Annotated in this window: 13 protein-coding genes; all 13 read right to left on the bottom strand. The window is 63.8% G+C overall.

Going from position 1 to position 12,906, the window contains the following annotated elements:
* Positions 1-102 precede the first annotated feature (102 nt).
* Positions 103-1,086, bottom strand: coding sequence for a FliM/FliN family flagellar motor switch protein (locus tag BCY78_RS00900; RefSeq protein ID WP_068296501.1), 984 nt, complete (start codon positions 1,084-1,086; stop codon positions 103-105).
* A 163-nt stretch (positions 1,087-1,249) separates the two neighbouring features.
* On the bottom strand, positions 1,250-2,917 hold the full coding sequence (locus tag BCY78_RS00895; protein ID WP_068296498.1) for a ribonuclease J: 1,668 nt from the start codon (positions 2,915-2,917) through the stop codon (positions 1,250-1,252).
* On the bottom strand, positions 2,914-3,693 hold the full coding sequence (locus BCY78_RS00890; RefSeq protein WP_068296494.1) for a type III pantothenate kinase: 780 nt from the start codon (positions 3,691-3,693) through the stop codon (positions 2,914-2,916). The genes BCY78_RS00895 and BCY78_RS00890 overlap by 4 nt, the downstream gene beginning before the upstream one ends.
* Positions 3,694-3,708: 15 nt before the next feature.
* Positions 3,709-4,452, bottom strand: coding sequence for a biotin--[acetyl-CoA-carboxylase] ligase (locus BCY78_RS00885; RefSeq protein ID WP_068296492.1), 744 nt, complete (start codon positions 4,450-4,452; stop codon positions 3,709-3,711).
* Entirely contained in the window at positions 4,442-5,881 is a 1,440-nt protein-coding gene (gene nuoN, locus BCY78_RS00880) for an NADH-quinone oxidoreductase subunit NuoN (protein ID WP_068296488.1), read from the bottom strand. Before nuoN ends, BCY78_RS00885 begins: the two co-directional genes overlap by 11 nt.
* Before the next feature lie 13 nt (positions 5,882-5,894).
* Positions 5,895-7,505 carry an NADH-quinone oxidoreductase subunit M gene (locus tag BCY78_RS00875; protein ID WP_068296485.1) on the bottom strand — a complete coding sequence of 537 codons (1,611 nt, stop codon included), beginning with the start codon at positions 7,503-7,505 and terminating at the stop codon, positions 5,895-5,897.
* Positions 7,505-9,469, bottom strand: coding sequence for an NADH-quinone oxidoreductase subunit L (nuoL, locus tag BCY78_RS00870; RefSeq protein ID WP_068296483.1), 1,965 nt, complete (start codon positions 9,467-9,469; stop codon positions 7,505-7,507). The genes BCY78_RS00875 and nuoL overlap by 1 nt, the downstream gene beginning before the upstream one ends.
* Positions 9,470-9,474: 5 nt before the next feature.
* Positions 9,475-9,780, bottom strand: coding sequence for an NADH-quinone oxidoreductase subunit NuoK (gene nuoK, locus BCY78_RS00865; RefSeq protein WP_068296480.1), 306 nt, complete (start codon positions 9,778-9,780; stop codon positions 9,475-9,477).
* Between the two features lie 114 nt (positions 9,781-9,894).
* On the bottom strand, positions 9,895-10,509 hold the full coding sequence (locus BCY78_RS00860) for an NADH-quinone oxidoreductase subunit J (RefSeq protein WP_068296476.1): 615 nt from the start codon (positions 10,507-10,509) through the stop codon (positions 9,895-9,897).
* Positions 10,506-10,916, bottom strand: coding sequence for a carboxymuconolactone decarboxylase family protein (locus BCY78_RS00855; RefSeq protein WP_068296473.1), 411 nt, complete (start codon positions 10,914-10,916; stop codon positions 10,506-10,508). Before BCY78_RS00855 ends, BCY78_RS00860 begins: the two co-directional genes overlap by 4 nt.
* A gap of 7 nt (positions 10,917-10,923) precedes the next feature.
* Positions 10,924-11,418, bottom strand: coding sequence for an NADH-quinone oxidoreductase subunit NuoI (gene nuoI, locus BCY78_RS00850; protein WP_068296471.1), 495 nt, complete (start codon positions 11,416-11,418; stop codon positions 10,924-10,926).
* A 1-nt stretch (position 11,419) separates the two neighbouring features.
* Complete coding sequence (nuoH, locus tag BCY78_RS00845; RefSeq protein WP_068296470.1) at positions 11,420-12,460, bottom strand: NADH-quinone oxidoreductase subunit NuoH; 1,041 nt, start codon at positions 12,458-12,460, stop codon at positions 11,420-11,422.
* A 9-nt stretch (positions 12,461-12,469) separates the two neighbouring features.
* Positions 12,470-12,901, bottom strand: a complete 432-nt coding sequence (locus tag BCY78_RS00840; RefSeq protein ID WP_068296469.1) for a hypothetical protein — start codon at positions 12,899-12,901, stop codon at positions 12,470-12,472.
* Between the last annotated feature and the right edge of the window lie 5 nt (positions 12,902-12,906).

Below are 12,906 nucleotides of genomic sequence, written 5' to 3'. Positions count from 1 at the left end.
CTTTTTTCATGCCTCCCGCACCGGCGCGTGGAACGACAAAACCCGCCAAAGGGCGGGTGCGGGCAGAGGCCGTAGTCGCGTAGACCCCGCAGAACGTCAGGATCAATCGTCGGTCGGCAGATCCAGCGACATCGGCGCCATACCAGCCATGCCGGCCGGGAAGTCAGGCTCTTCGCTCTCGGGCAGGTCGACCATCGGCGCGCCAAAGCCGCCACCGAAATCCGGCTCGGCCGTATCATGGCCCAGCTGCCCACCAAAACCACCCGAGGCGGTCGGCGGCATCGCGTCGATCATCGTGTGCTGCGGCGTGCCATTCGGCCAGCCGGTCAGACGGATCGCGCGCATGCCGCGGGTCTGGCCCAGACGGCCAATGGCATGGGTCGCGCCATCCAGCGCCACCAGCTTGACCTCTTCCAGATTGGACAGCGGCAAGGTCAGCGTGCTACCGACACCCAGCTTCATCACCTCGGACAGCGGCAGAGTCACGCGTCCCAGCTCAGCCCGCAAATTGGCGGGCGAGGCCATGACCGCGTCTTCCATCGCGTCGGTCCAGTCCTTCTTGGCCTCTTCGACCGCGACGGGATCGTCTTCATCCCCGCTGGCCGCCCGCGGCAGCGCCAGCATGATCACCATGCCGCGCGTCACGCCCCCGGACACCAGCGTGGTGTTCAGCGTAACGATGTCATAGCTGACCTCGTCCATGAGGACCGGCAGCAGACGGTGATCCTGCACGGGCCGACCACAGCGAATCGCGGAACAGGGATCCTCGGCGCCGAGGCCCCGGAAGGTCGCATCCAGCAGTTCACCCAACAGCGCGGCGTCCGTCGTCGTCGGCCGACGGGTCGCGGGCGCGCGCGAACCGAGGCGGCCGATCGTCATCGCCTCGATCACCGTGGCGAAGCCTTCCTGTTCGATAATCGCCAGCGCGGGATACCCCTCACCGCTGTCGATCATCGTGACGAAGGCATCAGGATCAATCGAATCAAGGAGTTCCGGCAGGGTCGCGGTCTTGCGCTGGACATCCGGCTCTTCGGACACCAGCGGGGCCGACAACGACACCGCGCGGCCAAAGGATCGCGCCAGCATCGGGGCCGGCCCAATGACCAAAGGCGCCTCCTCCGTTGGAGGGGGCGTCCGTGGCGTGAGCTTACGCCGAAGCACTGGATCGCGATCGTGGATTGTCATTACCTGCAAACCCTAAAACAGGGCCAAGATGACATCCCAACGTTAAGGAAAGATTTCCAAGCATTTACTCGGACAACCTAGAGACGACTACCGTGACTTCCGGCTTCTTGCCGATCTCGTCAAGGCAGCAGGCGCGCACGCGGCGGCGGATCAGTTCGATCAGCCGGTCGTCCGAGGCCATGACCTTCGCGGGCGTGCGCTGCAGATCTTCCGAGAGCTCGTCCTCGATCACCTCGTTGAGCGGCCGTTTCGAGCGCCCCTCGCGGGCCAGACCCGTGCAATCGGCCCATGCATCGCCCATCGGCATGCCGTCCTCGTCGATGATCAGCGTGACCATCACCAGACCGTTGAGCGCGACCTTCATCCGCTCGCGCACGACGCCATCAAGCGCGCCGTAGATCGCGGTGCCGTCCAGATACAGACGCCCGGTGTCGACATACTCCGCGACCACGGGCTCAGCACCCGTCAGGTCCAGCATCACGCCGTTCGGGGCGATGGCCGAGGCCATTCCGCGGCTCGACGCCAGCAGCGCATGGCGGCGCAGGTGGCGGTGTTCGCCATGCATCGGCACCAGCATGCGCGGGCGCACGAGGTCATGCATGCGCTCCAGATCCGGGCGGTTGGCATGGCCCGAGACGTGGAACTGGCCCTGGCTGTTGTCGACGACATCGACGCCCTTTTCGGACAGCGCGTTGACGATCTTCAACACGTCCCGCTCGTTGCCCGGAATGGTCATCGAGGAGAAGAGGAAGGTGTCGCCCTCTTTCAGCTCGAAGCCGAGATACGAGCCACGCGCCAGCTGCGCCGAGGCCGCCCGGCGTTCGCCTTGGCTGCCGGTGACGATCAGCATCAGGTTCTCGCGCGGGATCTCGTTGGCTTCCTCGGCGGAGACGGTCGGCGGGAAGTCATGCAGCAGCTTCGCCTCGGTCGCGGTGCGGACCATGGCCTGCATCGCGCGGCCCAGCAGGCAGACCGAACGGCCGGCAGCGCGGGCGGCCTTGGCAAGCGTACGCACGCGGGCGACGTTCGAGGCGAAGGTCGTCGCAACCACCATGCCCGGCGCCTGACGCACCAACTCGGTGATCGCCGGCGGCAGCGAGCTTTCCGAGCGGCCCGGATGCGGTGAGAAGATGTTCGTGGAGTCGCAGACCATCACGTCCACGCCCTCATCGCCCAAGGACCGGTACAGGTCCTCGTCAAACGGCTCGCCCACGCCCGGCGCCATGTCGAGCTTGAAGTCACCGGTATGGACCAGACGACCGGCCGGCGTTTCGATCAGCAGACCGGAAGCCTCGGGCAACGAATGCGCAATGGGCAGGAAGCGGATGTGGAAGGGCCCCAGCTCGACCGTCTCGGACAGATCGATGGTGATCACCTGCTCGACCGGCTGACCGGCTTCCAGCATCTTCTTCGTGGCGATGCGGGCGGTGAAGTCGCGGCAATAGACCGGGGCGCGCAGGCGCGACCACAGATGGCCGAGGCCCCCGACATGGTCCTCATGCGCGTGGGTGATGAAGATCGCTTCCAGGCGGTCCAGACGCTCTTCCAGCCAGGCCATGTCGGCCATGATCAGGTCGACGCCGGGCGTGCCGTCCATGTCCGGGAAGGTGACGCCCACATCGACCAGGATCAGCCGCTCGCGGTTCTTGGGGCCATAGCCGTAGACATAGGCGTTCATGCCTACCTCGCCAGCGCCCCCCAGCGGCAGATAGATCAGGCGGTCATTACTCATGCGGTCGTCAATTCCCTGTTGTAACGGTTGATCAGCACGAGGCCGTGCATGGTCAGATCATCCTCGACATGGTCGAAGATATCGGTCCCTTGGTCAAAGAGCGAGGCCAGACCGCCGGTGGCGATCACCTTCATGGGCCGCTCGCGTTCCACGCGAATCTGGCGTACGATGCCTTCGACAAGGCCGACATACCCCCAGTAGATGCCCGACTGGATACAGGCAACCGTATTCGTGCCGATGGCGCTTTGTGGCTTGGTCACGTCGACATGAGGCAACGCTGCCGCCGCCATGTGCAAGGCCTCCAGCGAGGTGTTCACGCCGGGCGCGATCACCCCGCCGATATAGGCGCCGTCGGTGTCGACCACGTCGAAGGTCGTGGCGGTGCCGAAATCGACGACGATCAGGTCGCCACCGAACTTGTTGAACCCGCCGACGGTGTTGACCAGTCGGTCGGGGCCGACGGTCGTGCCTTGGTCGACGCGCGGGGCGACGGGCAGCGCGCAATCGGGTTTGCCCACAACCAGCGGGCGGCAGTTGAAGTAGCGGTCGGACAGGACACGCAGGTTGAACACAACACGCGGCACGGTCGAGGAGATGATGACCTCGGTGATCTCGGCCTCGAGGCCCTTGAGGCTCATCAGCGTCGAGAGCCAGACATAGTATTGGTCAGCGGTCTGGCGGTGATCCGTCGCGGTGCGCCAGGTGGCGATGAACAGATGGCCGTCCCAGATGGAGAACACGGTATTGGTGTTGCCGCAATCGATGCAGAGCAGCATGGCGGGCCTCAGGAGTCAGGGAAAGAAGATATCGGCGGCGGGAATGGCGCGGTTGCCGTCCTGCGTGCGCAGAACCAGCGAGCCATTTTCGTCGATCGTGTCGAAGGTGCCGTGGATCTCGTCCGTCAGGGTACGGGCGATGATCGGCTGGCCGAGACGCGTTACCCGCGACAGGAAGGCTGTACGGATAGGCTCGAACCCATAGGTTTGCAGCCGCCGGTCCCAGAGGTCGAAGGCCGGGGCGAGACGGTCGAGCAAAGCCTCGGGCTGCAGGGTGATCCCGGTCTCGCTGCGCAGGTTCACCGGCGGGAAGGCGGCGGCGGGATCGGGCTCGGGCGAGGCCCGCAGGTTCACGCCGATGCCGAGGGACAGCACCCCTGCCCCCGGACTTTCCAGCAAGATGCCCGACAGCTTGCCACCGTTGAGCAGCACGTCATTGGGCCATTTCAGCGCGAAGGCCTCGGGCAGGCCGGTCAGCTCGGCCAGCGCGTCATGCAGCGCCAAGGCAGCCACGAAGCTGCGCAGCGCGAGGCGCGCAGGCGGCTCGTCCAGACGGCGGATCAAGGTGGCGGCAAAGTTCCCGGCGGGATCGACCCAGGCCCGGCCCCGGCGCCCTCGCCCGGCCGTTTGGCGCAGGGCGAGGATCCAGGTCGGCCCGGTCAGATCGCCGAGCGATCGCTGGGCTTCCAGCATGGTGCTGTCGACTTCCGACAGCACCCGTTTCACATGGCCCGCGGGCCAGGCGCCGTCAGTGGACAAGCGCTTGTGCCGCCATGGTGGCCGCACCCTCGATGCCGAACAGGTTCACCACGCCCAGCACGGTGATCAGCGCGGCGGCCAGAGTCATCCAGCGCTGAGCCGGCACGCCGTCATCGTCGAGCGGGTCGGTCTCGGTGCCGAAGTACATGAAGTACACGAGGCGCAGGTAGTAGAAGGCGCCGATCACCGAGCCGATCACACCGACCACGGCCAGCACGACATAGCCCGAGGCAATAGCGGCAGCCAGAACGGCGTATTTCGCCCAGAAGCCGATCAGCGGCGGCACACCGGCCAGCGAGAACATCAGCACCAGAAGCGCCAGCGCCTGACGGGGCTGCGACTTCGACAGCATGTTCAGGTCGGAGATGCCCTGCACCGGACGGCCGTCACGACGCATGGTCAGCATGAAAGCGAAGACGCCGATCGACATGGTCAGGTAGATCGCCATGTAGAGCATGGTCGCCTTGACGCCCGCTTCCGAACCGGCGGTCACACCCAGCAGCGCGAAGCCCATGTGCGAGATCGACGAATAGGCCATCAGGCGCTTCAGGTTGGCCTGACCCAGTGCACCGATGGCACCGACGATCATGCTCAGACCCGCCAGCAGGCCGACGATCTGGCCCCAGTCACCCGGCGCATGGCCGAAGGCGTTGAAGGTCACGCGGGCCAGCAGCGCCATCGCGGCCACTTTCGGGGCGGTCGCGAAGAAGGCGGTCACCGGGGTCGGCGAACCCTCGTAGACGTCGGGCGTCCACATGTGGAACGGCACGGCCGAGACCTTGAACGCCAGACCCGCCAGCATGAAGGCCAGACCCATCAGCAGGCCGACAGGCAGGTGGTCGCCGTGGATCGTGCCGGCAATATCGGCGAACATGGTCGAACCGGCATAGCCATAGACCAGCGACGCGCCGTACAGCAGCAGGCCCGAGGCCAGAGCGCCCAGCACGAAGTACTTCAGGCCGGCTTCCGTGGCCTTCACGCTGTCACGGCGGAAGGCCGCGAGGACGTAGAGCGCCAGCGATTGCAGCTCAAGCCCCATGTAGAGCGTGATCAGATCCTGCGCCGAGACCATGACCATCATGCCCACCGTCGCCAGCGACACGAGGATCGGGTACTCGAACTTCATCATCTTGGTACGTTCGAGGTAATCCATCCCCATCACCAGCACGGCCGCGCCGGAGAGCAGGATGGCCATCTTGGCGAAGCGCGCGAAGCCGTCGGCGACGAACAGGCCACCGAAGGCCTGCTGCGCCACGGGCTCCTGCACCCCGATCAAGATCGAGAGCAGGACGAACACCGCCACCGTGGCCCAGGTAAGGGCCTGCGCCAGCCGGTCCTTGCCGAAATACGCCCCTGCCATCAGAGCCACCATCGCCCAGAGCGACAGCAGGATTTCCGGGAGCGCGATCGAGAGATCAAGCGAGGTCATCGAAACGGGCCTTTCAGTGGCTGGCGGCCGCGGGGGCCGTCTCAGAATGGGCAGCCGCGCCATGGCCGGCTTCTTCCGAAGCGGCATGCATCGTGGCAACCGGGGCGTTCGGGTCGATGCCGTTCGCCTCGTTGTAATGGGCGACGAGCGCCTCGGTCGACGGGCCGATCACATCGGTGATCAGCGAGGGATAGACGCCGAGCAGCAGGGTCATGACGACCAGCGGCGCGAACATCAGTTTCTCGCGGGCATCCATGTCGGTGATCGACTTCAGGCTGTCCTTGATCAGCTGGCCCCACACCACGCGGCGATAGAGCCACAGGCCATAGCCGGCCGAGAAGATCACACCGGTCGCGGCGACGGCGGCGACCCAGGTGTTGACCTGGAACACGGCCATGAAGGTCAGGAATTCGCCGACGAAGCCCGAGGTGCCCGGCAGGCCGACGTTGGCCATGGTGAAGAGCATGAAGGCCGTCGCGTAGATCGGCATGCGGTTCACGAGGCCGCCATAGGCGTCGATGTCGCGGGTATGGATGCGGTCATAGACCACGCCCACCACAAGGAACAGCGCGCCCGAGACAAAGCCGTGCGACAGCATCTGGAAGATCGCACCGTCGAGGCCCTGTTGGTTGGCCGCGAAGATACCCATGGTCACGAAGCCCATGTGGGCGACCGAGGAATAAGCCACCAGCTTCTTCATGTCCTCCTGCACCATCGCGACGAGCGAGGCGTAGAGGATGGCGATGGCGGACATCCACAGCACCATCGGCGCGAGGACTTCCGAGCCCACCGGGAACATCGGCAGCGAGAAGCGCAGGAAGCCGTAGCCGCCCATCTTCAGCAGCACCGCGGCCAGCACGACCGAACCGGCGGTCGGGGCCTGAACGTGGGCGTCCGGCAGCCAGGTGTGGACCGGCCACATCGGCATCTTCACCGCGAAGGAGGCGAAGAAGGCGAGGAACAGCAGCGTCTGCACGCCGCCGGTGATCTGCCACCCCAGAAGGGTCATCGGGCCTGCATCGAACTCATAGGTCAGAAGGACGGTGATGTCCGTCGTGCCAGCCTGCGAGTACATGTAGATCATCGCCACCAGCATCAGCACCGAGCCGATGAAGGTGTAGAGGAAGAACTTGAACGCGGCATAGATGCGGTTCGCCCCGCCCCAGATACCGATGATCAGGAACATCGGGATCAGGCCGGCCTCGAAGAAGAGGTAGAACAGCACCATGTCCAGCGACACGAACACGCCGATCATCAGCGTCTCGAGCAGCAGGAAGGCGATCATGTATTCCTTGACGCGGTGCGTCACGTTCCAGCAGGCGCCGATGGTGATCGGCATCAGGAACGTGGTCAGCATCACGAACAGGACCGAGATCCCGTCAACGCCCAGCTTGTACTTCAGGCCGAGGATCCATTCGGCCTCTTCGACGAACTGGAAGCCCGTGTCCGAAGGGTCGAAGCCGGCCAGCAGGATCAGCGAGATCACGAAGGTCGCGCCGGTGGCAAACAGGGCCAGAAGCTTCGACTGCCGCTGCGCATTCGCGTCGTCGCCGTGGATGATCAACGCACCGACGAGGGCGGCTGCCGCGGGCAGGAAGGTGATGATGGACAGAAGCTTCAGCATCAGTGCGCTCCTCCGGAGAGCGTGACGTAGGTGACCAGCGCCGCGATGCCGAGCACCATGGCGAAGGCGTAGTGATAGACGTAACCGGATTGCGCACGGGCATAGATACGGTTGAGCATCGGCATGAAGCCCATCGACAGACCGTTCAGGAAGCCGTCGATCGTGTTGCCGTCACCGCGCTTCCAGAAGAAGCGGCCGATGGCGAGAGCGGGCTTCACGAAGACCGCATCGTAGATCTCGTCGAAGTACCACTTGTTCAGCAGGAAGCGATAGGCAATCGGCTGGTTCTCGGCCAGTTGCTTCGGCAGGCGCGGGTTCACGATGTAGAAAAGGTAGGCCAGCGCGAAACCCAGCAGCATGGCGATGAACGGCGAGACCTTCACCCACCACGGCGCTTCATGCGCGTTGTGCAGGGTGTGGTTCGATTCCAGCATGGCGATGGAATGGCCGAAGTACACATGCACGCTCTCATGCGAGCCGAAGAACGGATCGTACCAGATCATCCCGGCCAGCACCGCCCCGATGGCCAGCAGGCCCAGCGGGATCAGCATGACCATCGGGCTTTCATGCGCGTGGTCATGGGTGTGGTGATCGCCGCGCGGGGCGCCGAAGAAGGTCAGGAAGATCAGGCGCCACGAGTAGAACGAGGTCATCGCGGCCGCCACGACCAGCATGGCGAAGGCGAAGTAGGCGTGACCGCCGAAGGCACTCTCGATGATCGCGTCCTTCGAGATGAAGCCGGCGAAACCGATATGGGTGAAGGGAATGCCGACACCGGTAATGGCCAGCGTACCGATCATCATCGCCCAGAAGGTATAGGGCAGCTTGTGACGCAGACCGCCGTAGTTCCGCATGTCCTGCTCGTGGTGCATCCCGTGGATGACCGAGCCGGCGCCGAGGAACAGCATCGCCTTGAAGAAGGCGTGCGTCAGCAGGTGGAACATGGCGACCGAGTAGACGCCGACGCCCGCGGCCACGAACATGTAGCCCAGCTGCGAACAGGTCGAATAGGCGATCACGCGCTTGATGTCGTTCTGCACCAGACCGACGGTCGCCGCGAAGAAAGCGGTCAGGGCGCCGATGATGACGATGAACTGGCGGGGCTGCTCGGCATATTTCATCAGCGGCGACATGCGCGACACGAGGAACACACCGGCGGTCACCATGGTCGCCGCGTGGATCAGCGCCGACACCGGGGTCGGGCCTTCCATTGCGTCCGGCAGCCAGGTGTGCAGGAACAGCTGCGCCGATTTACCCATCGCACCGATGAACAGGAAGAAGCAGGCGACTTCCAGCGCGTTCCAGTCCGTCCACAGGAAGTGGATCGACTGCTGCGACAGGGCCTCGGCCGAGTGGAAGATGTCGTCGAAATGGATCGAGTCCGTCAGGAAGTACAGCATCATGATGCCGATGATGAAGCCGAAGTCGCCAACGCGGTTGACGATGAAGGCCTTCATCGCAGCGGCCGAGGCCGATTGTTTCTTCCAGTAGAAGCCGATCAGCAGGTAGGACGCGAGGCCCACGCCTTCCCAGCCGAAGAAGATCTGCACAAGGTTGTCGGCCGTGACCAGCATCAGCATGGCGAAGGTGAAGAGCGACAGATAGGCGAAGAAGCGCGCCCGGTAGTGCTCGTCATGGGTCCAGTTGTCGTCATGCGCCATGTAGCCGAAGCTGTACAGGTGCACGAGGGCCGAGACCGAGGTCACGACGATCAGCATCACCGTGGTCAGGCGGTCGAGGCGGATCGCCCAGTCGCCGACCAGCGTGCCGCTGTCGATGAAGCGCAGGATGTGGATCGTCTCGGCGGTGCCGTCATAGGTGAGGAACAGCACCCAGGACAAAGCGGCCGACAGGAACAGCAGCGCGGTTGCGAGGACCATGCCGGTCTTCTCGCCGATCGCCCGCCAGAAGAAGCCGCAGATGATCGCGCCGACCAGCGGGGCAAAGAGAAGAATGGTTGCCATGGCCCTCAGCCTTTCATCACGTTGACGTCTTCGACGTCGATCGTGCCGCGGTTTCTGAAGAAGGTGACGAGGATCGCAAGCCCGATGGCGGCTTCAGCGGCCGCGACGGTCAGGACGAACATCGTGAACACCTGCCCGACCAGATCCCCCATGTGGCTGGAGAAGGCCACAAGGTTGATGTTCACCGACAGCAGGATCAGTTCGATCGACATCAGGATGACGATCACGTTCTTGCGGTTCAGGAAGATGCCGAAAATCCCGATGACGAACAGCGCCGCCGCCACCGTCAGGTAATGTTCAAGTCCCACCATCGTTCAGTCCCTCCGGGCATGGGGCCCGTCTTCTTCGTTTTCGGCGGACAGAAAGGCCCGCCGTGGTGTCTGTCTGTGCCGCGCACCGCAAATGGGGCGTGCGGCGGGCCGGGCTTAAAGCCCCTGCCCCGGTTTCACGTCTTTCAGCTCCATCGCCTTGGCCGGATCGCGCCACATCTGCTGCAGCACGTTCTGGCGCTTGACGTCGGTGCGATGGCGCAGCGTCAGCACGATGGCGCCGATCATGGCCACCAGCAGCACCAGGCCGGCCAGCTGGAACAGGATGAAATACTGGTCGAAAATGATCAGACCCAGCGCGCGGGCGTTGTCGACCTGGACAGCATCCGGCGCGATTGCGCGGCGCAGACCCTCGGCGCCTTCGGCCTGGGTCCAGGCGCCGTAGAGAAGCGTCAGCTGCATCAGGATGACGACGCCGACCACAGCGGCCAGCGGGAAGTAGCGGGCCATCTCGGCCTTCAGCTCGGCAAAGTCGATATCGAGCATCATCACCACGAACAGGAACAGCACCGCCACCGCGCCGACATAGACGATCATCAGCAGCATGGCGAGGAATTCCGCGCCCAGCAGCACGAAGAGCCCGGCCGAAGACAGGAAGGTGAGGATCAGCCAGAGCACCGAATGCACGGGGTTCTTGGCGACCACCACCAGCAGGCCTGCGACCACCGCCACGATGGCGAAGGCATAGAAGGCAAAATCGGCAACGCTCATGCGTCCTTCTCCTTGGTTTCTGCAAAAACGCCCTGGGCCAGTTCCAGCGCCTTCTGCATGGCGGGCAGGCCGCCGAACATGCTCATCTGCCAGATCACCTCGGCGATCTCGCGTTCCGTGGCCCCCGCCTCGAGGGCGTGGCGCACGGTCAGTTTGAATTGCGGCTCTGCCTGGGCCCCCAGCACGGTCAACGCGCCGATGGTCACCAAAAGCCGCGTCTTGGCGTCGAGACCCTCACGGTTGAAGGTCTTGCCGAACCACATCTCCATCATGTCCTTGGACATGGTGGGGAACATCTTCTCGAAGCTCGCGGCCGAGATGTTCTCCAGCGCCGGGTTGAAGGCCCGCAGCATTTCCTGCGAGCTCTCCATCATCTGCTGGAACATCTTGGTGTAAGCTTCGGTCATCCGGTCCTCAGCGGTAAGGGGCGTCGAGTTCGAGGTTGCGCGCGATCTCGGCTTCCCAACGGTCGCCGTTCGCCAGCAGCTTGGCCTTGTCGTAGAACAGCTCTTCGCGGGTTTCCGTCGCGAATTCGAAGTTCGGGCCTTCGACGATCGCATCCACCGGGCAGGCTTCCTGACAGAAGCCGCAATAGATGCATTTCGTCATGTCGATGTCGTAGCGCGTCGTGCGGCGCGAGCCGTCATCGCGGGGTTCCGCGTCGATGGTGATCGCCTGTGCCGGGCAGATCGCCTCGCACAGCTTGCAGGCGATGCAACGCTCTTCCCCGTTCGGATAGCGGCGCAGCGCGTGCTCACCACGGAAACGCGGCGACAGCGGGCCCTTCTCGTGCGGGTAGTTCAGCGTGGCTTTCGGCTTGAAGAAATACCGCAGGCCAATGCCGAACCCTTTGAAGAAGTCGACCAGCAGGAAGTATTTGACCGCACGGGTATAATCGATCTGGCTCATGTCAGCCCCCAATCGCCCAGCGGGCCCAGAAGCCGCCAAGCACTTCGAATTTGGCAAGGAACGCCACCAGCACGACCCAACCCAGCGACATCGGCAGGAAGACCTTCCAGCCGATCCGCATCAGCTGGTCGTAGCGGTAGCGCGGGACGATGGCCTTCACCATCGAGAAGACGAAGAACGCGCCCAGCATCTTGATGATCATCCAATGGATGCCATCGGGAAGACCCGGGATCGGGCTCAGCCAGCCGCCGAAGAACAGCAGCGAGATCAGCGCGCACATCAGCACGACCGCGACCAGCTCGCCGATCATGAACAGCAGGAAGGGCGTCGACGAATATTCGACCTGGTAGCCGGCCACCAGTTCCGATTCCGCTTCCGGAAGGTCGAAGGGCGGGCGGTTGGTCTCGGCCAGTGCCGAGATCAGGAACAGGAACATCATCGGCAGGTGCGGGATGAAATACCAGTTCAGCAACCCGTAGTCGCCCGACTGGGCATGCACGATATCCGTCAGGTTCATCGAGCCCGTCGAGATGATCACGCCGATGATGATCAGGCCGATCGAGACCTCGTACGAGATCATCTGCGCGGCCGAACGGAGCGAGCCCAAGAACGGATACTTCGAGTTCGACGCCCAGCCGCCCATGATCACGCCATACACTTCCAGCGACGAGATCGCGAAAACGTAAAGGATGGCGACATTGATATTCGACAGCACCCACCCTTCATTAAAGGGGATGACAGCCCAGGCGATAAGCGCACAGACCAAGGTGACCATCGGCGCCATCAGGAAGACGAAGCGGTCGGCACCGGCCGGGAAGACGACTTCCTTGACGATGTATTTGATGAAGTCGGCGAAGCTCTGCAGCAGGCCGAAGACGCCCACCACGTTCGGGCCCTTGCGCATCTGCACGGCGGCCCAGATCTTGCGGTCGGCGTACATCAGGAAAGCCAGCGCCACCAGAAGCGGCACGACCACCAGCAGGACCTGCCCGACGATCAGCAGGAAAATCCCGAAATAGTTCGTTGTGAAGAATTCAACCATTTTTCGTCCTCAGACCGTCGGTATCCCCTGCTCGGTGCAATCGGCGACCGTGACTTCGGCGTCGATCGTCCGAGACCCTCGCGGCAGCGCCGGAGACACGGTGTAGACCGCGTCGGCTTGCCAGAGGGTTCCCTCGTTCGTTTCTGTTCTCTGCGTCGTGGTGCGCACATGGCGCGCAAAACCCATGTCCCGGATCAGCGCATATTGCGCAGCGGCACAGCGGGCATAGGCGATGGCGTCGGACGCGTCGCGCGCGTTTTCCATCGTCACCACGAAATGCACAAGGTCGTTTTCGAGGAGTTGCGTCTGCACCCCGCGATAAACGGCATTCTCGGGCGCGCCCATCGCCGCTGCGCCCATGGGGGCTGCAGTCGGACTGCAGCCCGCCATCGACCCCGAAAGGGTCGTGGCCAGCGTGAAGATGATGGGCGCGCGCCACATTCGGT

Source organism: Pararhodobacter sp. CCB-MM2, assembly GCF_001691415.1.
Classification (GTDB): domain Bacteria; phylum Pseudomonadota; class Alphaproteobacteria; order Rhodobacterales; family Rhodobacteraceae; genus Pararhodobacter.
Note: the sequence above shows the minus strand (reverse complement) of the source record. Positions and strands in the feature narration are given on the sequence as shown.